Raw genomic sequence first — 22,121 nt, forward strand, 5'->3', positions numbered from 1 at the left:
AGCACAAGCGATGGTCACGATTTCGGGCTTCACCGGTTGGTTGCGCCGCCACCGCCTGGCGTGCTTCGCCGTCATGGTGGCGGGCTTCATGGCCTTCGGCCTGCTGACCCTGGACCTCGTGCGGCTGGTCGGCGCGAACGCGACGCTGCTGTCCGAGCACGGCTGGCAGGGCCTGCAGGACGGCGGTCTGCGTCAGCTGCTGGAGCTGCTGGCCTCGTCGGTGGGCGCCATGTTGGCCTGGCTGCTGTTCAAGGTTTGCGAGACGGTGTTGGTGCAGTCGCTGACGCGTTAAGCCTGCGCCAGGGCGTCCTGCAGCTGCCCACGCAGCCGGCGCAGCCGTTGCAGCTCCTGGTCGGGCGCCTGCAGCGCCGGCCACAGCAGCGCGACGAGGTCGGGCGCGCTGGCCTCCACATCGATCTGCCGGCCGGTGATGACCACCTCCCACAGCATGTGCTCCATCGGCCCGAACACCAGCGAGCGCAGCAGGCGCAGCGGGATGTCGTTGCGCACCTCACCGGCCTGCTGGCCGCGGGCGAGCAGGTCCATCAGCGGCGCGGTGTAGCGGCGCTGCAGCTCGATGAAGCCTTCGCCAAGGTCCTGGCCCTTGGTGCGGCCCTCGGACAGCACCAGCGCGCACAGCCCCGTGCCCTGGATCAGGAACAGGCGCAGGTGCGTCAGCACGACGAACTCCAGCTGCTCGCGCACCGGCTTGTCACGCGGCAGGCCGGCCTCGATGGCCGCGATGATCTCGTCGTACCAGTCCTGGATGACGCGCATGCACAGCTCGCGCTTGCCGCGGAAGTAGGTGAAGACGGTGGCCTCCGAAACACCCAGGCGCTGGGCGATCTCGGTCGTCGTCGCGCGCTCGTAGCCGCGCTCGGCGAACACCTCGCGGCCCACGCGCAGGATGTCGCGCACGCGCTGCTCGGCCTTGGGGCCGGCGGGCGAGCGTCGCTGGGGCGTGGTGGCGGCGGCGGCGGTCATCGGGGTCCGATTCTGCGCAATTCTTGAGGATCACTCAAGTGGCGATTGCATCCGGGTTCGCCCTGGATTATTCTGGCGCCCCTCACGCGGCCCACAAGGCCGCCAACTGATCAAGTTGAGCCTTGCTTAAGACAGGCTCGCGGGAGACTCCATGCCGGTCCTGAACACGCAGCTCAACCCGCGCTCGGCGGACTTCAAGGCCAATGCCGACGCGATGCGGGACCTCGTCGACGACCTGAACGCTCAGCTCGCCCGCATCGCCCAAGGCGGCGGCGAGGCCGCGCGCGCCAAGCACACCGCCCGCGGCAAGCTGCTGCCGCGCGACCGCGTCGAGATGCTGCTGGACCCGGGCACGCCCTTCCTCGAACTGGCGCCGCTGGCGGGCCTGAACCTGTACGACAACGCCGCCCCGGGCGGCGGCGTGGTGGCCGGCATCGGCCGCGTGTCGGGCGTGGAGTGCGTCATCGTCTGCAACGACGCCACCGTCAAGGGCGGCACCTACTACCCCATCACCGTCAAGAAGCACCTGCGCGCGCAGGAGATCGCGCAGCAGAACCGCCTGCCCTGCATCTACCTCGTGGACAGCGGCGGCGCCAACCTGCCCAACCAGGACGAGGTCTTCCCGGACCGCGACCATTTCGGCCGCATCTTCTTCAACCAGGCCAACCTCAGCGCGCAAGGCATCCCGCAGATCGCCGTCGTCATGGGCTCGTGCACGGCCGGCGGCGCCTATGTGCCGGCGATGAGCGACGAGACCATCATCGTGAAGAACCAGGGCACCATCTTCCTGGGCGGCCCGCCGCTGGTGAAAGCCGCCACCGGCGAGGTCGTCACGGCCGAGGACCTGGGCGGCGGCGACGTGCACACGCGGCTCTCGGGCGTGGCCGACCACCTGGCCAACAACGACACGCATGCGCTGGCGATTGCGCGGCAGTCGGTGGCGCGGCTGAACTGGTCCAAGGCGAATCCGCTGGCGATGCAGGAACCCAAGGCGCCCGCCTTCGACCCCGCCGAGCTGCACGGCGTCATCCCGACCGACACACGCAAGCCTTTCGACATCCGCGAGGTCATCGCCCGCATCGTCGACGGCTCGGAGTTCGACGAGTTCAAGGCCCGCTACGGCGCCACGCTGGTGTGCGGCTTCGCGCACATCGAGGGCATGCCGGTGGGCATCGTCGCCAACAACGGCATCCTGTTCGCCGAGAGCGCCAACAAGGGCGCCCACTTCATCGAGCTGTGCTGCCAGCGCAAGATCCCGCTCGTGTTCCTGCAGAACATCACCGGCTTCATGGTGGGCCGCAAGTATGAGAACGACGGCATCGCCCGCGCCGGCGCCAAGATGGTGACGGCCGTGGCCTGCGCGCAGGTGCCGAAGTTCACGGTGATCATTGGCGGCAGCTTCGGCGCCGGCAACTACGGCATGTGCGGCCGCGCCTACAGCCCGCGCTTCCTGTGGATGTGGCCCAACGCGCGCATCTCGGTGATGGGCGGCGAGCAGGCGGCCAGCGTGCTGAGCACCATCCGCCGCGACGCCATCGAGGCCAAGGGCGGCACCTGGAGCGCCGAGGAAGAGGAGGCCTTCAAGGCCCCGCTGCGCCAGCAGTACGAAGACCAGGGCCACCCGTATTACGCCTCCGCGCGGCTGTGGGACGACGGCGTCATCGACCCGGCCGACACGCGCCGCGTACTGGCCCTGGGTCTGAGTGCGTCGCTGAACGCGCCGATTCCTGAAACCAAGTTCGGCGTGTTCCGGATGTGATGGCGATGCGCGCGCGCCTGCTTCTCACCCTGCTGTCGGCCGGCCTCGTCGCCACGGCCGGTGCCGCGACACAGCAAGACCTGGCCCGCGTGGAGGCCGACCTGCGGCGCGTCGCGGCTCCCTGGTGCGGCCGCCTCGCAGAGCTGGACGCGCAAGGGCGGCGCCACTGCACCGTGCCCTTCGAGAGCTTCGGCTCCGCCGGTGCCGGCAACGCCTTCGCCTTTCTCGGCAAGGCGAACATCACCGACGAGCTGCTCGCGACCCTATCCGTCGACGAGCTCGCCGCGGTGATGGGGCATGAGTTGGCCCATCTCGTGCTGGGTCACGGCCTCTTCAGGATGCGCCAACGGCTGGCCGCCGTGCCCGGCGCCCCCGACAACCAGTTTCTGCCGCTGTTCGAGCAATCCAGCGTCGAACCCCATAGCCAGACACCCGCCGACCCGCGCGCCCAGGAGCTCGACGCGGACACGCTAGGCCTGGTGTTCGCCGGCATGGCCGGTCACGACGTGCGCCACGGCGCCGCGCTGTGGCGCACGGCCGCCCGCCGTGTTTCGGGCTGGGCCGCCCATGGCAGCGCGACCCACCCCGACACCGTCCGCCGGTTGGCGAACGCCACGGCCGTGGCCGACGCCTTCTGCCGCGCCGCTGCCGCCTCGCGCCCGCCCTGGCCGGCCGCCGAAAGGCTGCTGCCCGCCTACGAGCTGTCGCGCGATGAAGCCCGGCAGCAACTGGACCGCGCCGCCCTGGCCCGCGCCTGCGGCAGGGCGCTACCACGCAAGACCGCCTCATGACGGCATCGCCCAGCCCGACCATCCGCCCGCTGGCCGACAGCGACTGCCTGACCGAGCTGACGGCGTTGCTGCACGCCGCCTACGCCAGCCTGGCCGCCCAGGGCTGGAACTTCACGGCCGTGGACCAGTCCGTGAACGTCACGCGCGAGCGCCTGACGGGCGCGCAGGGCTTCGTCGCCGAGCTGGAGGGCCGCCTCGTCGGCACCGTGGCCGTGCGTGGCCCCAAGCGCGCCGGCGAGGCCTACATCGCCGACCCGCCACCGCCGCTGTACACGACGCCCGGCACGGCCATCCTGGCGCAGCTGGCCGTCCACCCCGAATGCCGCGGCGAAGGCCTGGGTGAACGGCTGATTACCGCGGCCGAGGCGTGGGCCCGTGACCAGGGCTTCGTGCAACTGGCGCTCGACACCGCCGAACCCGCGGAAGCGCTGCGCCGCCGCTACGAGCGCCGCGGCTACGCCACCGTGGGCCGCATCCAGTGGCAGGGCAAGACCTACGTGTCCGTGCTCATGAGCAAGCCGCTGGCCTGACGCGGACAATCCGCCTCCACCGAGCATCGCCATGAGTACCTGCCTGACCGTCACGATCCAGGGCCCCGTCGCCCGCGTCACGCTGAACCGCCCCGACGTCCGCAACGCGTTCAACGAGGTGCTGATCCACGAGCTGGCCTCAGCGTTCACGACGCTGGGCCAGCGCGGCGACCTGCGCGCCATCGTCCTGGCCGCCGAGGGCAAGGCCTTCTGCGCCGGCGCGGACCTGAACTGGATGAAGGCGATGGCGGGCTATTCGTGGGAAGAGAACCACGCCGACGCGACGCGGCTGGCCGACATGCTGTGGGCGATCTACAGCTGCCCGGTGCCGGTCATCGCCCGCGTGCAGGGCGATGTCTACGCCGGCGGCGTGGGGCTGGTGGCCTGCGCAGATGTCGTCGTTGCCGTGGACACGGCGGGCTTCTGCCTCAGCGAAGCCAAGCTGGGCCTGCTGCCCGCCACCATCGGCCCGTATGTCGTCAAGGCGCTGGGCGAGCAGGCCTCGCGGCGCTACTTCGTGACGGCGGAGCGCTTCTCGGCCGATGCGGCCCAGCGCCTGGGCCTGGTGCACGAGGTGGTCGCGGCCGATGCGCTGGACGCCAGGGTCGGCGAGATCGTCGCCGCCATCACCGCCAACGGCCCGGCCGCCGTGCGCGCCTGCAAGCAGCTCGTCAAGGACGTGGCCGGCCGCGAGATCACGCCCGAGCTGCGCGACGACACCGCGCGGCGCATCGCCGACATCCGCGCCAGCGACGAAGGCCGCGAGGGCGTGCAGAGCTTCCTGAGCAAGGGCAAGCCGTCCTGGCTGGCCTCACCATGAGCCTGCTGAAGTACAGCTTCCCGCTGACGCCGCCGGCGCCCACTCCGGCGGCCGCCCAGCACCAGTACGCCTATTCGGAGTTCGTGCTCGACCTGTCCACCCGCTGGCGCCAGATGCCGACCGAGGACGACAACACGCTGAACTTCGAGTGCGACGAGGAAGGCGCCGTCCTCGTCATCGCGGCGGACTTCTACGACATCCCCGACGACAAGGCCCAGGCGCTGGCGGAGCAATGCCTCGGCACCCGCATCAAGGCCCTGCACGGCGCCGGCAGCGGGCCGGTCGAGGTGCTGCAACAGCGCATCCAGCCCCACACCAGCGGCACGGGGTTGGAACTCTCCCTCGCGGCAGAAGTGGGGGGCGACGCCGCGCATGTCCACCTCTACCTGGGCTACGTCACCTCGCGCAAGGTGCTCCACTTCTCGATGGTCTGCCGCCCCGGCAGGCAAGCCGCCGTGGCCCTGTTCAATGCCACCGTGCCCGGCTTCAGGCCGCGCCTGCCATGACGCACCTCGACGCCGTCCAGCTGATCGCCCTGGCCGCCGCCCTCGGCTGGGCCAGCGGCCTGCGCCTGTACCTGACGGTGCTGCTGGTGGGCATCGCCGGGCACTGGGGCTGGGTCGCGCTGCCACCCGGGCTGCAGGTGCTGGCCTCGCCGCTGGTGATGGCCTGTGCCGCGGCGCTCGCGTTCATCGAGTTCCTGGCCGACAAGATCCCGCTGGTCGACAGCGCCTGGGATGCCTTGCACACGCTGATCCGCATTCCCGCCGGCGCGGCGCTGGTGGCCGGCCTGGTCAGCGGCTGGGCGGGCGACGGCGGCCAGGCCTGGGGCATCATGGCCGCGCTGCTCGGCGGCGGCCTGGCGGCCGCGGCGCACACGGCCAAGGCCAGCACGCGCGCGGCGGCCAACACCTCGCCCGAGCCCTTCTCCAACATCGGCCTGTCGCTGATGGGCGACGTGGCCGTGCCCACCATGCTGTGGCTGGCCTGGGCGCATCCCTTCGTCTTCTTCCCGCTGCTGGCCGTGGCGCTCGCCGTCATGGCCGTGCTGACCTGGTTCTGCTTCAAGTTCGTGCGCGCACTCGTGCGCCGCGTGCGACGCCCCGCTTCCGCATGACTTCCCTCCAAGACCGCAGCCGCGCCGCCGTCTGGCACCCCTGCACGCAGATGGCCCGTCTGGCCGACATGCCGCCGCTGCCCATAGCCCGCGGCGAGGGCCCCTGGCTCATCGACACCGACGGCCGGCGCTACTTCGACGCCAACTCGTCCTGGTGGGTCAACCTGTTCGGCCACAGCGACCAGCCGCTGCTGGACGCCATCAAGGCCCAGCTCGACACCCTGCCCCACGTGATGCTGGCCGGCTGCACGCACGAGCCCGCCGTGCGGCTTGCCGAGCGGCTGTCGGCGCGCACGGGCGGCGCGCTGGGCCATGTGTTCTTCGGCAGCGACGGCGCCAGCGCCGTCGAGATCGCGCTGAAGCAGAGCTTCCATTCGTGGAAAAACCGCGGCCGCGCCGAGAAGCGCGAGTTTGTGTGCCTGAAGAACAGCTATCACGGCGAGACGCTGGGCGCGCTCAGCGTGACCGACGTGCAGGTCTTCCGCGACGCCTACGATCCGCTGCTGATGCGCGCCCACATCGTTGCGTCGCCGGACGCGCGGCTGGGCAACGAGGCCGAGGCGCTGGCGGCCATGCGCGCGCTGCTGGCGGAACGCCACGCGCAGATCGCCTGCGTCATCGTCGAGCCGCTGGTGCAGGGCGCGGCCGGCATGGTCATGCACGCGCCGAGCTACCTGAAGGGCCTGCGCGAGCTGACGCGGGAGTTCGGCGTGCACCTCATCGCGGACGAGATCGCCGTCGGCTGCGGGCGTACTGGCACCTTCTTCGCTTGGGAGCAGACGCAAGCCGAATGGCCCGACTTCATGCTGCTGAGCAAGGGCATCACCGGCGGCACGCTGCCGCTGTCGCTGGTGCTGACGACGGACGACGTCTTCGCCGCCTTCTGGAGCGAGGACGTCACGCGCGGCTTCCTGCACTCGCACTCCTACACCGGCAACCCGCTGGCCTGCGCCGCGGCCAATGCGGTGCTGGACCGCTTCGACGCCGGGCAGCTCGAGGACAACCAAGCCCAGGCGGCTCGGCTCTCCCGCGCCTTCGCACCTTTGACCTCGCGCATGGCGCACCTGCGCCAACGCGGCATGATTCTGGCCTTCGACGTGCCAGAGGCGCCACCGCGCTTCGCCGAGCGCTTCCACCTCGCGGCGCGCGCACATGAGCTGCTGATCCGACCCATATCCACAAATTCGGGCAGCACCGTCTACCTGATGCCCCCTTACCTGATCGACGATGCGACCGCGGCCTTCCTGGCCCGGGCCGTGACGGCGACGTTGAACGATGTCCTTGCTTGATCACCTGAGCGCCAAGCTCGCCGCCCTCTCGGCCCAGAGCCTGACCCGCACGCTGCGCCGCGCCGACTCGCGTGCCGCCCCGCGCCAGACCATCAACGGCCGCGAGCTGCTGATGTTCTGTTCCAACGACTACCTGGGCCTGGCGGCCGAGCCGGCCATCGCCGACGCACTGGCCGAAGGCGCACGCCGCTGGGGCGGTGGCTCCGGTGCGTCGCCGCTCGTCAGCGGCCACAGCGCCGCGCACCAGGCTGTCACCGACACGCTGGCGCGCTGGTATGCGCCGCACATCCCGCAGGCCCGCGCCATCGGCTTCTGCACCGGCTACATGGCCAACCTTGCCGTCGTCACGGCGTTGGGCGACGAGCACACCGAGATCTTCTCGGAGCAGCTCAACCACGCGTCGCTGATCGACGCGGCGCGCCTGGCCAAGGCCAAGGTCACGCGCTACGGCCATGCCGACGTGGCCGGCCTGCGCGCGCTGCTGGCCGCCAGCACGGCCAAGGTCAAGCTCATCGTCACCGACGCGGTGTTCAGCATGGACGGCGACCTCGCGCCGCTGCCCGGCCTGCTGGCGCTGGCCGAGGAGTTCGACGCCTGGCTCGTCGTCGACGACGCCCACGGCTTCGGCGTGCTGGGCGACAAGGGCCGCGGCTCGCTGGAGCACTTCGGCCTGAACAGCGAGCGCCTCATCCTCGTCGGCACGCTGGGCAAGGCCGCCGGCCTGGCGGGCGCCTTCGTCGCGGCACACGCCACCATCGTCGAGTACCTGCTGCAGGCGGCGCGCAACTTCATCTTCTCGACCGCCTCGCCGCCGGCCGTGGAGCATGCGCTGCTGACCAGCTTCGAGTTGATCGAAGGGCCGCTCGGCGCCGCGCGGCGCGCCAACCTCGTCGCACTGCAGGCCCGGCTGCGCGAAGGCCTGACGGCGCTGATCGACCGCCACCCGCGCCTGGGCTGGTCGCTGACCGACGCCGCCACGCCCATCCAGCCGCTCATCGTCGGCGGCAACGCCGAGGTCATGGCCCTGGCCGCCGCACTGGAAGGCGCCGGCCTGCGCGTGCCGGGCATCCGCCCGCCCACCGTCGCGGCGGGGACGGCGCGGCTGCGCATCACGCTGTGCGGCACGCACACGGCGGCCGATGTCGACGACCTGCTGGCGGCGCTCGAACGCGCCGCGGCCGCGCAGGAGCAGGCGGCGTGAGGAAGGGCTTCTTCATCACCGGCACCGACACCGAGATCGGCAAGACCGCCGTCACGGCCGGGCTGGCCCATGCATTCGCACAGACCGGCCGGCGCGTCGCCGCGCTCAAGCCCATCTCGGCCGGGCAGGACTTCATCGAAGGCCACTGGCTCAACGACGACGTGGAGCGCCTGCGCGCCGCCGGCAACATGGGCCTCACGTCGGCCGAGGTCGGCGCGCTGCAGCTGCGCACCGCCTGCGCGCCCCACATCGCCGCCCGCATCGAGAACGAGGCCATCGCGCGCGAGCCCGTGCTGCATGCGCTGCGCAGCGTGGCCTTCCGTGCCGACGTGGCCCTCGTCGAAGGCGTTGGCGGTTTCCGCGTGCCGCTCAACGACGACTGGGACACCGCCGACCTCGCCGCCGACCTGGGCCTGCCGGTCATCCTCGTCGTCGGCCTGCGCCTGGGCTGCATCAACCACGCGCTGCTGACGGCTGAAGTCCTGCGCGCCCGCGGCCTCACCTTGGCCGCCTGGGTGGCCAACACCGTGGACGAGCACATGCCCCATGTCGCCGACAATCTGCAGGCGCTGCAACGCGGCCTCGCCGCCCCCTGCCTCGGCCATGTGCCGCGCCTGGCCCACGCCGACCACGCCACGATGGCCCGCCATCTGTCGCTCGAACCCCTGCTTGAACACCTCCCCGCATGAACCAGATCCAGACCCTCACCCCGACCACCGACGCTGAACGCCGCCAGGCCAAGCCCTGGACCGTGGCCGAGATCGCGGCGCTGTTCGAGCTGCCCTTCAACGACCTGCTGTTCCGCGCCCAGCAGGTGCACCGCGAGCACTTCGATGCCAACGCGGTGCAGCTGTCCACACTGCTGTCCATCAAGACCGGCGGCTGCGAGGAGGACTGCGCCTACTGCCCGCAGTCGGCGCACTTCGACACAGGGCTAAAGGCCGAGAAGCTGATCCCGCTGGAAGAGGTCATGGAGGCCGCGCGCGCGGCCAAGCAGAACGGCGCGACGCGCTTCTGCATGGGTGCGGCCTGGCGCTCGCCCAAGCCCCGCCACCTGGAGGCCATCGGCACGATGATTTCCGAGGTCAAGGCCCTGGGCCTGGAGACCTGCCTGACGGCCGGCATGCTGGAAGACGGCCAGGCCGAGCAGTTGAAGGAGGCGGGCCTGGACTACTACAACCACAACCTCGACACCGCGCCCGAGTTCTACGGCCAGATCATCACGACGCGCACGTATCAGGACCGCCTGGACACGCTGGAGCGCGTGCGCCATCAGGGCCTGAAAGTCTGTTCGGGCGGCATCGTCGGCATGGGCGAGACGCGCCGCCAGCGCGCCGGGCTGATCGCGCAGCTCGCCAACCTGGACCCGTATCCGGAGAGCGTGCCCATCAACAACCTCGTGCAGGTGGAAGGCACGCCGCTGGCCGGCACCGCGCCGCTGGACCCGCTGGAGTTCATCCGCACGATTGCTGTCGCCCGCATCACGATGCCGCGCGCCATGGTGCGCCTGTCCGCCGGCCGCGAGGAAATGCCCGAGACCATGCAGGCGCTGTGCTTCCTGGCCGGCGCCAACTCCATGTTCTACGGCGACAAGCTGCTGACGACCAGCAACCCGCAGGCCGAGAAGGACCGCGCGCTGCTGGAGCGGCTGGGCATGCGCTGCTCGACAGAGGCCGAACTGACGCCGTCGGACGCCGCTGCCAAGGTGCAGGTCTGCACGCACTGACATGAAGCACGCCCTCCTGCTGATCGCCGCACTCTCGCTGTCTGGTTGCGCCTTCATCTACGACCAGGTGCAGGACGTCGCCCAGGCCAAGTGCGCTAACAACGGCGACGCCCAGGCACAGCGCGCCTGCGAAAAGCGCGACGCGCCCGCCTACGACGACTACGAGGCGCGCCGCAAGCGGCTGCAGGAAGGCAACAGGCCGGGCTGATCGCCCTCACCTGCTGCTCCCATCAGCGCCAGTGATCCTGGCCATGCCTGAACAACCCTGTAGAAGGTTCACGAGACCGGAGACAAGAAGAAATGTTCAAGAAGATCCTGATCGCCAACCGGGGTGAGATCGCCTGCCGGGTGGCTGCGACCGCGCGTCGCCTCGGCATCCAGACCGTGGCCGTCTACTCGGACGCCGACCACGATGCACAGCATGTGCAGGCCTGCGACGAAGCCGTCCACATCGGCGGCTCCGCGCCGCGCGACTCCTACCTGCAGTGGGAGCGCATCCTGGCCGCGGCGAAGCAGACCGGCGCGCAGGCCGTGCACCCGGGCTACGGCTTCCTCAGCGAAAACGAGGCCTTCGCCCAGGCCTGCGCCGACGCCGGCGTCGTCTTCATCGGCCCGCCGCCCAGCGCCATCCAGGCCATGGGGCTGAAGGCGGAGTCCAAGCGGCTGATGGAAGCGGCCGGCGTGCCGCTGGTGCCGGGCTATCACGGCGCCGATCAAGACCCCGCGCTGCTCAAGCGCGAGGCCGGGCGCATCGGCTACCCCGTGCTCATCAAGGCCAGCGCCGGCGGCGGCGGCAAGGGCATGCGGGCCGTCTACAGCGCCGAGGAGTTCGACGCGGCGCTGGCCTCCTGCAAGCGCGAGGCCATCAGCAGCTTCGGCGACGACGCGGTGCTGATCGAGCGCTATGTGCAGAAGCCCCGCCACATCGAGATCCAGGTGTTCGGCGACACGCAGGGCGACTGCGTCTACCTGTTCGAGCGCGACTGCTCCGTGCAGCGCCGCCACCAGAAGGTGCTGGAGGAGGCGCCTGCGCCCAGCATGACGCCGGAGCGCCGCGCGCAGATGGGCGAGGCCGCCGTCGCCGCTGCCAAGGCGGTGGGCTACGTGGGCGCCGGCACGGTGGAGTTCATCGCGGAGCAGGACGGTCGCTTCTATTTCATGGAGATGAACACGCGGCTGCAGGTCGAGCATCCGGTGACGGAAGCGATCACCGGGCAAGACCTGGTCGAGTGGCAACTGCGCGTCGCCTCGGGCGAGCCGCTGCCGCTCAGGCAGTCCGAGCTGCGCATGCAGGGCCACGCCATCGAGGCCCGCATCTGCGCCGAGAACCCGGACGCCGGCTTCCTGCCCGCCACCGGCTCGCTGGACGTGGCACGCTGGCCCGAGCATGTGGCCTTCCAACGCGGCGACGTGCGCATCGACGCCGGCGTGCGCGAGGGCGACGCCATCAGCCCGTTCTACGACTCGATGATCGCCAAGCTCATCGTCTGGGGCGAGGACCGCGCGCAGGCGCTGTCCCGGCTGGACGCGGCACTGCGCGACACGCACATCGTGGGCCTGCAGACCAACGTCGCCTTCCTGCGGCGCTGCGCGGCTACTGCGTCATTCGCCAATGCAGACCTCGACACGGGGCTCATCGAACGCGAGCGTGCGGCGCTGTTCGACCAGCCGGGCCTGCCGCTGCGCATCAGCGCAGCGGCTGTCGTGGCGCACACGCTGGCGGTTGAAGGCGCAGCGCAGAGCACCGACCCGTGGAGCGCACGCGACGGCTGGCGCCTGTTCGGCTCGGCCACGCGCCGCTTCGACCTGGAAGCCGGCGGCGCGCATCACGAGGTGCTGCTGTCCCGCCACCACCGCGGCGGCATGACGCTGACGTTCGAGGGCGAAGCCATGGACTTCGCCGTGCAGTCGGCCGACATCGAGACGCACGAACTTTTCCTCGACGAGGGCCGCATCCGCGTGAAGACCTATGCCCAGGGCGAACGCGTCGCCGTCTTCACCGCGGACGGCTCGGCCGTGCTGACCGAAGTGGACCTGATCGCCCACGCCGGCGACGGCCCCACCGAGGGCGGGCGCCTCACCGCGCCCATGCCCGGCAAGCTCGTCGCCTTCCTCGCGAAGGCCGGCGACACCGTCACCAAAGGCCAGCCGCTGGCCGTCATGGAGGCGATGAAGATGGAGCACACCATTTCGTCGCCGCGCGACGGCAAGGTGGCGGAACTGCTGTTTGCGGTGGGCGATCAGGTGGGCGACGGTGCAGAGCTTTTGAAGCTGGAAGCGTGACAATCCAGCCATGCTGCGCACGCTGAAGATCACCAACCGCAAGAACCAGGCTGCCGACGACCTGGCCTTCTGGCGTTCGCGTCCGATGGCGGAGCGCATCGCTGCAGTAGAAACGCTGCGCCAGCAAATGCTGCCCCCTCACGAGTCCGGCGATGCTGAACCAAGACTTCAAAGAGTTTGCCGAATTACTCAACGCACGCGGCGTTGAGTATTTGGTGGTGGGCGGCTACGCGTTGGCCGCCCATGGCCACCCACGCTACACGGGTGACATCGACTTCTGGGTTCGGAACACGCCAGACAACATTGCGCGGCTCCTCCACGCTTTGGCCGCGTTCGGTTTTGAGTCGCTGGGGCTGGGTGCCGACGACTTCGGACCCGACACGATCATCCAGTTGGGCCAGCCCCCGCGTCGCATCGACCTGCTGACCGGTATTGACGGCGTGGACTTCGAGACTTGTTTTCAGCGTCGTGAATCGGCCGTACTCGGCGGCGTGCGGCTCGATGTCATCGGTCTGACCGACTTCATTGCCAACAAGAAGGCTAGCGGTCGCTTGAAGGATCAGGTCGATCTCGAAAGCCTGGACTCGCCGAAGGACACCCAGTGACACTTTCCACCCACGTCAAGCTCCTCGACGTCGGCCCGCGCGACGGGCTGCAGAACGAGAAGGAGAACGTCTCCACCGAGCACAAGGCCTGGCTCGTCGCGCTGCTGCAGGACGCCGGCCTGAAGGAGATCGAGGTCACCAGCTTCGTCAGCCCGAAGTGGGTGCCGCAGATGGGCGACAACACCGCGGTGATGGCCGCCATCCCGCGCAAGCCCGGTGTGCGCTACTCGGTGCTGGTGCCCAACCTCAAGGGCCTGGAGCCGGCGCTGGCGTCGAAGCCCGACGAGATCCTCGTCTTCACGGCCGCCAGCGAGGCCTTCACGCAGAAGAACATCAACTGCTCCATCGCCGAGAGCCTGGAGCGCTTTGCGCCCGTCATCGAGGGTGCGCATGCGGCCGGGGTGAAGGTGCGCGCGGCGCTGTCCTGCGCGCTGGGCTGCCCCTACGAAGGCGACATCACGGCCGACCAGGTGGAGGCCGTCGTGAAGCCGCTGCGCGCACTGGGCGTGGACGCCATCGACATCGCCGACACCATCGGCGTGGGCACGCCGCGCAAGGTGCAGGCGGCGATGGAACGCGCGCTCAAGCACTTCCCGCTGGCGGAGGTGTCGGGCCATTTCCACGACACCTACGGCCAGGCGCTGACCAACATCTACGCCAGCATGGAACTGGGCATCCACAGCTTCCACGCCAGCGTGGCGGGCCTGGGTGGCTGCCCCTATGCCAAGGGCGCGACGGGCAATGTCGCGACCGAGGACGTGGTGTTCATGCTCGACGGGCTCGGCATCGACACCGGCATCGCCCTGGACAAGCTGGTGGATGCCGGCGCCTTCATCTCCAACGTGCTGGGCCGCCCGCCGGTGTCGCGCGTGGCGCGGGCGGTGCTGGCCAAGCGCGCGGGCTGATCGGCCGAGCGCCGCCGTCGGCCGCATGACGATGGTTTCGCCATGGCGCCGGGTGGGGCGGGTTTCATCGCGGTCACTCGGGAGCGCGGCCGCGGTTCAATGCGCGCATCCCGACTCCAGCACCGCCAGCACCATGAAACACCTCGCCACCGCCTGCGCCCTCGCCTTGTGCTGCGCCTTCCCGGCCCACGCCCAGGAAGCCCCTGCCGCCTACGACGCCGCCAAGGCCCAGGCCTGGGGCGCCAACGAGCAGGGGCTGCGGGGTTATGTCTTCGTGCTGCTGAAGACCGGCCCCAAGCGCATGCCCGACGGCCCGGCCCGCAATGAGATGTTCCAGGGCCATTTCGCCAACATGACGCGCCTGGCCAAGGAAGGCCTGCTGGTCTATGCCGGCCCGCTGGATGGCAAGGACGGGCTGCGCGGCCTGTTCATCTTCGCGACGTCCGACATGGAGGCCGCGCGCAAGGCGGTGGACACCGATCCCGTCATCGTCAACGGCGAGATGGTGGCCGAGTTGCACAAGCACATGGGCTCGGCGGCGCTGCTGGCCGTCAACGAGTGGCATCCGAAGCTGATCAAGCCCAAGCCGTGAGCGGCGTTGCGAACGCGGCTCAGGCCTGGCGGAAGAAACGCGTCGCCAGCAGCGCCTGCGCGTCGGCCCGCGCGACCGCCTGCACCGGCCGCTCGGCCGAGAACACATAGGCCCGGCCGCTCGCGGCGCCGACCACGCGCACGGGCGAACGCTCGGTGTAGCGCAGCAAGGGCTCGCCGTGCGCATGCACGGCAGGCTCAGGCGCGCGGGCCGTCGAAGCGGGTGGCGGCGTCGGGCTCGGCCGTGGCGGTGCCGCGGCGTAGGGCATGGGATGCGGTGTCGGGCGGCTCAGGCTCGCGGCCTGCGGGCTCGGCGCCGGGGCGCGGGCCTGTCCACAGCAACTCATCGGTTTCTCCTTGAAGGGCTTGCAGGGTGACGGGCGGCTCGGTGGCGCGGTGGGCCAGGCCGGCCGCGCCCGAGAGCGCCAGCCAGACGGCCCACCACAGGCCGGGCTCCGTCGTGACGAAGCAGGCCAGTGGCGCGGCCAGCCACAGGCTGGTGCAGTGGATGCAGTCCAGCGCACGGCCCAGCGCACCGGCGCCAAGGCCGGCGCGCAGCCGCGCAGCGAGGTCGAAAGGCCCGTCCTCGACGACCAGCAGATGCGCCAGCCGCCAGGTGGCGAGCGCGGCCACCAGCAGGCGCCACCAGGCGATCTCGGCGTCCATCGCTCATTGCCCGGGTAGCCTGGCGCACGTGGTCTCGTCGGCCCCTGGCGGGCAGGGCAGGTCGTTGCAGATCTTGATCGGCCAGCTGTCGTGCGCCCAGTGCACGCCGCTGGAAGTGATGGTGCGGTCGTAGACCCACAGGTCGAACTGGTAGACGCAGCATTCCTGGCGGCGCAGCGTGAAGTTGGCCGGCACCGGATAGGGCACCTGGCTGCTGCAGACGGCGTCCAGCGCGCGCAGGTCGAACATCGCCAGCGTGCCGATGGTGGCGCTGGCCGGCAGGCCGTGCGGCACGCAGGGCGTGCAGTCCGCTCCGGGGTTGCCGACGCGCTGGGTGCCGTAGAAGCACGCCCCGCCCGGGCCCATCACCGGCAGCTGCAGCGTGCCGCCGCCCTGCTTGGTGAGGGTCAAGACGTAGTGGTCGAAGTTGTCGTTGGGCCGCGCAAACGGCTGCATCGGGTCGATCAGCTCGTCGTAGGCGATGCCCGAGACCGGCAGCGTCCAGGGCACGCTGCAATCCGGCGGCGTGGCGAACTGGCTGATGAAGAGGTCGGCGCACTTAGGCACCGCGTCGATGCGGATCATGGCGCAGGGGGTCTTGTTGTCGATCCAGACCCGCTGCGTGTCGCAGTAGCTGGAGCCGTCGGTCGCCTCGACCAGCAGGCGCAGCGTGAACAGGCCGCTCAGCCCGCAGGTGGAGACCTTGCTCTGCCAGCAGCTGGCGATGAGCAGCGCATCGGGCACGCTGCGGAAGGGCGGCGGGCCGCACAGCGGCAGCGGCGGCGGCGCCACCATGCAGTCGGCGGCCCAGACGCTGGTGAGGGTGGAGAAATCGGTGCGCCGGTTGATGAAGCGGTTCTGCACCGGCGTGCTGTAGTCGACCGACCAGAAGTTGACCCAGCCGCCGCTGCTGCAGTCGGTCTCGAAGCCGGGCTTGTAGTCCAGCGTGTAGCGCTTCACGGTGCGCTGCTCGCAGCCGCCGACGAAGGCCCCGCCCTGCACCGACAGGCAGCCGCCGAAGGACACCTCGCTCGTCGACGCCGGCCGCGCGCACAGCGCGGGAACGGTCTCGATGAAGCGCGCGCCGGGGTCGACCCAGCTGGTGTCCATGGCCGAGTAGCCGTCGACGCCGAGGATGCGCACGTCCTTCTTGGACAGCTCGAAGGTGTGCGTGGCGACGCAGACGGCGCCGGTCACCGAGCTCACCGTCAGGCGCAGGAAGTACAGCCCCGGGTTGAGCAGCGAGGTGTCGAACAGCGCCAGCAGGCCGCCGAACACGGGTGAATTGCCCTGCACGCCGGCGCCGGGCGGGATGGGCGGGTAGCGGAAGTCGCTGGCATGCCAGGTGATGCCGTTGAGCGACCACTCCAGCACATAGTGGCTGAAGCCGGCGCCCGCGGCCGTGCCCGTGACCGGCACGACGAGGGCGCCGAGCGCCGCCTGGATCTCTTCATCGGTGCAGGCGTTCGGGCCGGTCAGCGCGCAGGTCAGCGGCCGGAAGCATTGGCGCAGGCAGCGCCGGTACCAGGCCAGGCAGCGCGCGATGTCCAGCGAGTTCTTGGCACCGGCCAGGCAGCAGCCCAGCCGCATCGCGCACAGGCACCAGCAGCGGCAGAACCAGAACCACGGCAGGCGGCTGTGCGCAGCGAAGGCCTTCTCGCCCAGCAGGGCCTGGGCGGTCTCGGGCGTGAGCAGGCGCTCGAACACCTCGGCCGCGCCGGCCTCGCCGTCGAAGCAGTCGATCTGGCCGTTCAACACCTCGTCGGGGATGCCGCTGGGGAAGTCGACCGTGGCGAGCTGGTCAGTCAAATAGGGCCGGTAGGCCGCCGCGGCGAGATGGACCAGGGTGTTGAAGTCCTTCACCTCATCGGCGCGCGGCGGCGTGGCCACCGGCTGGCCGATCACCTCGCGCACGCAGCGCCAGTAGCGGTACAGCAGGTAGTTGAAGGCCCTGAAGTTGCGCGGCCGCCGGCACACCAGCCAGCCGAAGATCAGGCAGCAGCGCAGGTGCAGCAGGCACCAGCGCCAGTTCTCGCGCGGTCCCAGCAGCTGCAGCGCCTGTTCGGGCAGCAGGCGGACGGCCACGTCCTCCTTCATGAAGCCTTCGAACAGCCGGTCGGCGAAGGCGAACTCCTGCTCGCAGTCCGGCAGCACCTTGAGCAGCTCGGCCTTGAGCCGCTCCGGGTCCTTGGCCTGCTTGAGGTCGTCTTCGAGCTGGCTCTGGTGCGCGGCCAGCAGCGCGTTCAGCGCGAGCTTGAAGGACTCGTCGCCAATGTCGTCGGGGCTGAGGGGACCGTCGAGGTCCGTGTCGGTGGGGGTGTCGGCCATGTCTGTCTCCCGTTTCAGGACGAGCACGGCCCGGTGCATCGCGCACCTGGTTGCGAGGGTGTCGTCCGTCGCAACCGGTGGCTGCGTGGAACAAACTTAGGCGTCCCTGGGTGGCGCCATCAAATGTCAACTAGGGAGAGTCGGCCGCCAGGCGTCCTCAAGGCGGGGGAAGTGCTTGCGGCCGCGGCGCTCAGCCGCGCTTGAGCACCTTGGGCACCGGGTTGGGCCGCAGGCGGAACGCATCCGGCATGCCGGAGCCCAGCAGCGGGCGCAGGTAGAGGCGGAAGGCGTCGGTCACGTCGGTGCCGGCCTCGTTGATGAAGTGGTCCTCCATCGTGCGGGTCTTGCCGGCCACGGCGGTCAGCGGCAACAGCTCATAGTCGACCGAGTAGTAGCCGACGCGCTGGATCGCGACGGAGCCATCGCGGTCGCCGTGGAAGGCGTATTGCACGGCCTTCTCCCCGACCTCCCTCGCCTCGCGCTGATCCACGTCGGACACGCAGCCGAGGAAGCTGCGCTGCAGGTAGCCGAAGGTGTCGCCACGCACGCGCTTGATGCCAAGCTTCGCCTTGATCTCCTCGCACAGCAGGTCCGCCAGCGCGCCGGTGCCGCTGAGCTGCACGTTGCCATGCGCGTCGCGCTCCAAATCCGAGTTCTGGCCGGCGAGCTTGGACAGCATCGGCGCGCCGGAGGCGTCGTGGATGCCCTCGCTGACGGCGATGACGCAGCGGCCGTAGCGCTCGTGCGCGGCCTTCACGTCGCGCAGGAAGCTGTCGGTGTCGAAGTGACGCTCGGGCAGGTAGATGAGGTGCGGGCCGTCGTCGTCGAACTTCTTGCCCAAGGCGGCGGCAGCGGTCAGGAAGCCGGCATGGCGGCCCATGACGACACCGACGTAGACGCCCGGCAGCGCGGCGTTGTCGAGGTTGGCGCCGGCAAAGGCCTGGGCCACGAAGCGCGCGGCGGACGCGTAGCCCGGCGTGTGGTCGTTGCCGACCAGGTCGTTGTCGATGGTCTTGGGGATGTGGATGGTGCGCAGCGGATAGCCCGCCGCCTGCGCTTCCTCCGACACGATGCGCACGGTGTCCGACGAATCGTTGCCGCCGATGTAGAAGAAGTGCGTGATGCCATGCGCCTTCAGCACGGTGAAGATCTCGTGGCAGTAGGCGGCGTCGGGCTTGTCGCGCGTGGAGCCCAGCGCCGAGGCCGGCGTGTTGGCCACCAGCTCCAGGTTGTGGCTGGTCTCCTGCGTGAGGTCGACAAAGTCCTCGTTGACGATGCCGCGCACGCCGTGCCGTGCACCGTAGACCTTGCCGACACCGGCCTGCCGCCGCGCTTCGAGCACGACGCCGACGAGGCTCTGGTTGATCACGGCGGTGGGGCCGCCCCCTTGGGCGACGAGGATCTTGGCGAGGCTCATGGACGCTCCTGGCTGTGGCGCGGGCGCAGTTTAGGCGCCCCGCCCCACCACCGCGGCTCAGCGTGGCGCGTAAGGCAGCGACGAGTGGTGCACGACGATGCGCAGCTTGCCGGCGTCGTCCTTCACATAACTCCAGGTCTTGTCGACAGTGGTCACCTTGCCGTCCTTGCCGGTGAAGCTGACGTGGCCCTGGCTGCTGGCCGAGTCGCCGGCGATGAACAGCGCGCTGTTCGCCACCTCGCAGCGCGTCCAGCCCTTGAGCGCGAAGCCTTCATCCTTGGGGAACGCCGGGTCGCCGCCGACGAAGTAGGACAGCGCGCCCGCCCGGGTGGTACGGAAGGTCTGCGGCGCGATCGTCAGCGTGGGCTTGAAGAGCACGGGGCCCATCTGGTAGCCGTAGGCGGCGTCGATGACCTTCTCGGCCAGCGCCTTGGCGGCCGGCTGGCCGCCCTGGGCGTTGGCGGCACCGATGTCCAGCAGGGCCTGGCACCAGCCCTTCTGGGCGGCCAGCACGTCGGCCTCGGAGATGGCGCGGTTGGCCACGGCCACGTCGGCCTGGGCAGGCAGGGCGGCGGCCAGCAGCGCGGCGGGCAGGCAGATCAGGGCCAGCGATTTCTTCATTCAATGCTCCTTGGTTGGGGCGGCACGACCGGTGCCGCCGTGCCGCCATTGAGCCCGCCGGCACTGAACCGGTCGTGACGCCCGCATGAGCCGCGCCTGACGGTTTCATGAACGCGCCGGCATGCGTCGTTCATCTGCCGTTCATGTGCGGCCGCCGGGCCCGCCACGACAATCCGCCCATGTTCGGTCGACGCCTCACCTGGGCCCTCGTGGCCCTGGCCGCCGCCGCGGTGGCGGAATGCGCGCTGGCGCTCTGGTCGCTGCGCGTGGCCGAGCGCCAGGTGTTGCGCGGGCGTGTGGCCGCCGACATCCAGCTCGGCTTCGCGCAGCTGGCGGCGGACAAGCAGCGGCTGCGCCTGTGGGCCGCGCAGCGCCAGTTCGACGCGGGTGCCGAGCCGCGCGAACTGCTGGCCCTGGCCGGTTCCATGCGCGGCACGCTGGACCGGTTGGACGCTCTCGCCGCGCAGGCCGTGGCCGTGGATGACCGCCCACCGGCGCGCGCGCGCCAACTGCAGCGCCGCGATGCGCTGGCGGTGCTGCGCAGCAGCGTGGACACGCTGGTGCCCCAGCTGGGCGGGATGCCGGCCGCCCCCGGCGCGGCCAACCCGGCGGCAGCGTGGGCCGCCGCGAGCGAGCGCTTTGCCGTGGCCCACGGCCGCGACCTGCGCCAGCTGCTGGCCGAGAGCATCGCCCGCGAGGACGAGGCCGTGCGCGAGAAGCGCGTCGACACCGACCGGGCGATGGCCCGCATGCGCACGCTGTGGCTGGCCGGTGCCGCGACGCTGGGCGCGTTGGCGTTGGCGCTGGCGCTGTATTTCGCGCGGGCGCTGCGCCGGCCGCTGGCGGCGCTGGGCGAAGCGGCCGTGGCGTTGCAGCGTGGCGAGCTGGGGCACCGCATCCAGCTGCAGGGTAGCGACGAGTTCGCGCTGCTGGCCGGTAGCGTCAATGCGATGGCCGAGGAGCTGTCGCGCCACCGCGAACGCGACGCGCAACGCCGCCACGTGCTGGAGCAGCAGGTGGCCGAGCGCACCCGCGAACTCAGCCAGGCGCTGCAGGCCTCGCAGGCGGCCGAGGAGCGCCGCCGCCGGCTGTTCGCCGACATCAGCCACGAGCTGCGCACGCCCACCACGGTGATCCGCGGCGAGGCGGAGGTGACGCTGCGCGGGCGCGACAAGCCGGTGGACGAGTACCAGGGCACGCTGCGTCGCATCGCGGACACGGCCGGGCAGCTGGGCAAGGTCATCGACGACCTGCTGACCGTCGCGCGCCACGACATCGACGCCATGGACATCCGCCGCGTGCCGCTGGACCTGGCCCAGCCGCTCGCGCAGGCCGTCGAGCAGGCGCAGGCGCTGGCCGCCGCACACGGCGTGCGGCTGGCTCCGGCCGAGCTGCCGCCGCGGGCGTTGCCACTGCAGGGCGACGCGCAGCGGCTGCGCCAGTTGCTCGTCGTGCTGCTGGACAACGCGGTGCGCTACTCGCACCCGGGCGGCACGGTGCGGGTGGCGGTGGAGGTGCCCGGCGGCGCGCCTGCCCGCGCCGAGGTGCGCATCGAGGACGAGGGCATCGGGCTGGCGCCGGACGACCTCGCCCATGCCTTCGAACAGCGCTGGCGCAGCGAGCGCGCGCGCCGCCATCGACCCGACGGCAGCGGGCTGGGCCTGGCGATCGCATTGGCACTGGCCCGCGGGCACGACGGCGACATCCGCCTGGCCCCTCGCGACGGCGGCGGCACCGTCGCCACCGTCGTGCTGCCGCTGACACAGGAATCCTCATGAAGTTGATCGTGGCCGAGGACGACATGCGCATCGCCGCCTTCCTGGAGCGCGGCCTGCGCGCCGAGGGCTATCACGTGCAAGTCGCCGGCACCGGGCCCGAGGCCCTGGCCGCCGCGCAGGACGCCTGGGCGGCCGGCGAGGCCGGCGGTGAGGACACGCTGCTGCTGCTGGACCTGATGCTGCCCGGCCTCAATGGCCTGGAGGTCTGCCAGACGCTGCGCGCCGCGGGCGTGGCGCTGCCCATCCTGATGCTGACCGCGCTGGGCGCATTGGAGGACCGCGTGACGGGGCTGCGCACCGGCGCCGACGACTATCTCGTCAAGCCCTTCGAGTTCGAGGAGCTGCTGGCCCGCATCGAGGCGCTGGCCCGGCGCGGCCGCGGGCTCAAGCCGGCGCGCTCGCCGCAGCTGGTGCTGGACGACCTGGTGTTCGACCGCACCCAGATGCGCGCCAGCCGCGGCGGGCAGCTGCTGTCGCTGACCGCGCGCGAGCTGGCACTGCTGGAACTGTTGATGAGCGCGCCGGGGCGGCTGTTCAGCCGCGAGCGCATCCTCGCCACCGTCTGGGGCACGCATGAAGACCCGCTGACGAATGTCGTGGACGTCTTCATCCGCCGGCTGCGCGCCAAGATCGACGAGGGCCATCCGCGGCCGCTGATCCACACCGTGCGTGGCATGGGCTACCGGCTCGAGGCAGCGCCGCCGCCCTGA

Annotated in this window: 25 protein-coding genes; 19 read left to right on the forward strand and 6 right to left on the reverse strand. The window is 70.7% G+C overall.

The annotated features are described in order from the left end of the window. Window positions 1–10: 10 nt before the first annotated feature. Window positions 11–292 carry a hypothetical protein gene (locus ASD35_RS12310; protein ID WP_056875229.1) on the forward strand — a complete coding sequence of 94 codons (282 nt, stop codon included), beginning with the start codon at window positions 11–13 and terminating at the stop codon, window positions 290–292. On the opposite strand, the gene ASD35_RS12315 is transcribed toward ASD35_RS12310, so the two are convergent. Continuing rightward, the gene (locus ASD35_RS12315) at window positions 289–984 is read right to left on the reverse strand and encodes a TetR/AcrR family transcriptional regulator (protein WP_056875230.1); all 696 of its coding nucleotides are present in this window, start codon (window positions 982–984) and stop codon (window positions 289–291) included. The two genes, ASD35_RS12310 and ASD35_RS12315, sit on opposite strands and share 4 nt — an antisense overlap. Window positions 985–1,135: 151 nt before the next feature. On the opposite strand from ASD35_RS12315, the gene ASD35_RS12320 reads away from it, so the two are divergent. The 16 genes from ASD35_RS12320 to ASD35_RS12390 all read left to right on the forward strand — a co-directional run bounded on the left by ASD35_RS12320 (window position 1,136) and on the right by ASD35_RS12390 (window position 14,602). Beyond that, the gene (locus ASD35_RS12320; protein ID WP_056875231.1) at window positions 1,136–2,743 is read left to right on the forward strand and encodes a carboxyl transferase domain-containing protein; all 1,608 of its coding nucleotides are present in this window, start codon (window positions 1,136–1,138) and stop codon (window positions 2,741–2,743) included. Window positions 2,744–2,748: 5 nt separating this feature from the next. Then, a complete protein-coding gene (locus ASD35_RS12325) occupies window positions 2,749–3,534 on the forward strand; it encodes a M48 family metalloprotease (protein ID WP_162254452.1) in 786 nt (261 codons plus the stop codon). Next, a complete protein-coding gene (locus ASD35_RS12330) occupies window positions 3,531–4,064 on the forward strand; it encodes a GNAT family N-acetyltransferase (protein WP_056875233.1) in 534 nt (177 codons plus the stop codon). Before ASD35_RS12325 ends, ASD35_RS12330 begins: the two co-directional genes overlap by 4 nt. A 31-nt stretch (window positions 4,065–4,095) precedes the next feature. Next, window positions 4,096–4,884 carry an enoyl-CoA hydratase/isomerase family protein gene (locus tag ASD35_RS12335; protein WP_056875234.1) on the forward strand — a complete coding sequence of 263 codons (789 nt, stop codon included), beginning with the start codon at window positions 4,096–4,098 and terminating at the stop codon, window positions 4,882–4,884. Next, window positions 4,881–5,390 (forward strand): hypothetical protein, encoded by a 510-nt coding sequence (locus tag ASD35_RS12340; RefSeq protein WP_056875235.1) that lies wholly within the window; start codon window positions 4,881–4,883, stop codon window positions 5,388–5,390. The genes ASD35_RS12335 and ASD35_RS12340 overlap by 4 nt, the downstream gene beginning before the upstream one ends. After that, entirely contained in the window at window positions 5,387–6,001 is a 615-nt protein-coding gene (locus ASD35_RS28060) for a DUF4126 domain-containing protein (protein WP_056875236.1), read from the forward strand. The genes ASD35_RS12340 and ASD35_RS28060 overlap by 4 nt, the downstream gene beginning before the upstream one ends. Then, window positions 5,998–7,290: an adenosylmethionine--8-amino-7-oxononanoate transaminase gene (bioA, locus tag ASD35_RS12350; RefSeq protein ID WP_056875237.1), complete on the forward strand. Its 1,293-nt coding sequence runs from the start codon at window positions 5,998–6,000 to the stop codon at window positions 7,288–7,290. Before ASD35_RS28060 ends, bioA begins: the two co-directional genes overlap by 4 nt. Further along, on the forward strand, window positions 7,277–8,491 hold the full coding sequence (gene bioF, locus ASD35_RS12355; protein WP_056875238.1) for an 8-amino-7-oxononanoate synthase: 1,215 nt from the start codon (window positions 7,277–7,279) through the stop codon (window positions 8,489–8,491). The genes bioA and bioF overlap by 14 nt, the downstream gene beginning before the upstream one ends. After that, window positions 8,488–9,180: a dethiobiotin synthase gene (gene bioD / locus ASD35_RS12360; protein ID WP_056875239.1), complete on the forward strand. Its 693-nt coding sequence runs from the start codon at window positions 8,488–8,490 to the stop codon at window positions 9,178–9,180. Before bioF ends, bioD begins: the two co-directional genes overlap by 4 nt. Beyond that, window positions 9,177–10,217: a biotin synthase BioB gene (bioB, locus tag ASD35_RS12365; RefSeq protein WP_056875240.1), complete on the forward strand. Its 1,041-nt coding sequence runs from the start codon at window positions 9,177–9,179 to the stop codon at window positions 10,215–10,217. Before bioD ends, bioB begins: the two co-directional genes overlap by 4 nt. Window position 10,218: 1 nt before the next feature. Next, window positions 10,219–10,425, forward strand: a complete 207-nt coding sequence (locus ASD35_RS12370) for a hypothetical protein (protein WP_056875241.1) — start codon at window positions 10,219–10,221, stop codon at window positions 10,423–10,425. Window positions 10,426–10,517: 92 nt separating this feature from the next. After that, window positions 10,518–12,500, forward strand: coding sequence for an acetyl/propionyl/methylcrotonyl-CoA carboxylase subunit alpha (locus tag ASD35_RS12375; protein ID WP_056875242.1), 1,983 nt, complete (start codon window positions 10,518–10,520; stop codon window positions 12,498–12,500). Window positions 12,501–12,510: 10 nt separating this feature from the next. Further along, window positions 12,511–12,708 carry a hypothetical protein gene (locus tag ASD35_RS27170; protein WP_157275522.1) on the forward strand — a complete coding sequence of 66 codons (198 nt, stop codon included), beginning with the start codon at window positions 12,511–12,513 and terminating at the stop codon, window positions 12,706–12,708. Then, entirely contained in the window at window positions 12,653–13,105 is a 453-nt protein-coding gene (locus tag ASD35_RS12380) for a nucleotidyltransferase (RefSeq protein ID WP_056875243.1), read from the forward strand. Before ASD35_RS27170 ends, ASD35_RS12380 begins: the two co-directional genes overlap by 56 nt. Next, a complete protein-coding gene (locus tag ASD35_RS12385) occupies window positions 13,102–14,010 on the forward strand; it encodes a hydroxymethylglutaryl-CoA lyase (RefSeq protein WP_056875244.1) in 909 nt (302 codons plus the stop codon). Before ASD35_RS12380 ends, ASD35_RS12385 begins: the two co-directional genes overlap by 4 nt. Before the next feature lie 133 nt (window positions 14,011–14,143). Next, window positions 14,144–14,602, forward strand: a complete 459-nt coding sequence (locus tag ASD35_RS12390) for a YciI family protein (protein ID WP_056875245.1) — start codon at window positions 14,144–14,146, stop codon at window positions 14,600–14,602. A gap of 19 nt (window positions 14,603–14,621) precedes the next feature. Here the strand turns inward: ASD35_RS12390 and ASD35_RS27175 are convergent, their stop codons facing one another. The 5 genes from ASD35_RS27175 to ASD35_RS12410 form a co-directional block, all read right to left on the reverse strand. Next, window positions 14,622–14,792: a hypothetical protein gene (locus tag ASD35_RS27175; RefSeq protein WP_157275523.1), complete on the reverse strand. Its 171-nt coding sequence runs from the start codon at window positions 14,790–14,792 to the stop codon at window positions 14,622–14,624. A gap of 7 nt (window positions 14,793–14,799) precedes the next feature. Further along, the gene (locus ASD35_RS27780; RefSeq protein WP_056875246.1) at window positions 14,800–15,267 is read right to left on the reverse strand and encodes a hypothetical protein; all 468 of its coding nucleotides are present in this window, start codon (window positions 15,265–15,267) and stop codon (window positions 14,800–14,802) included. Window positions 15,268–15,270: 3 nt separating this feature from the next. Then, window positions 15,271–17,595 carry a hypothetical protein gene (locus tag ASD35_RS12400; RefSeq protein WP_157275524.1) on the reverse strand — a complete coding sequence of 775 codons (2,325 nt, stop codon included), beginning with the start codon at window positions 17,593–17,595 and terminating at the stop codon, window positions 15,271–15,273. A 190-nt stretch (window positions 17,596–17,785) separates the two neighbouring features. Next, a complete protein-coding gene (locus tag ASD35_RS12405; RefSeq protein ID WP_056875247.1) occupies window positions 17,786–19,012 on the reverse strand; it encodes a 6-phosphofructokinase in 1,227 nt (408 codons plus the stop codon). Between the two features lie 57 nt (window positions 19,013–19,069). Then, window positions 19,070–19,633, reverse strand: coding sequence for a hypothetical protein (locus tag ASD35_RS12410; RefSeq protein ID WP_056875248.1), 564 nt, complete (start codon window positions 19,631–19,633; stop codon window positions 19,070–19,072). 179 nt (window positions 19,634–19,812) lie between these two features. Between ASD35_RS12410 and ASD35_RS12415 the strand changes: the two genes are divergently transcribed. Together ASD35_RS12415 and ASD35_RS12420 are read left to right on the forward strand one after the other, a co-directional pair. Then, a complete protein-coding gene (locus ASD35_RS12415; protein ID WP_056875249.1) occupies window positions 19,813–21,411 on the forward strand; it encodes a cell wall metabolism sensor histidine kinase WalK in 1,599 nt (532 codons plus the stop codon). Further along, window positions 21,408–22,121, forward strand: coding sequence for a response regulator transcription factor (locus ASD35_RS12420; RefSeq protein WP_056875250.1), 714 nt, complete (start codon window positions 21,408–21,410; stop codon window positions 22,119–22,121). Before ASD35_RS12415 ends, ASD35_RS12420 begins: the two co-directional genes overlap by 4 nt.

The organism is Pelomonas sp. Root1444 (assembly GCF_001426885.1).
Classification (GTDB): domain Bacteria; phylum Pseudomonadota; class Gammaproteobacteria; order Burkholderiales; family Burkholderiaceae_C; genus Pelomonas.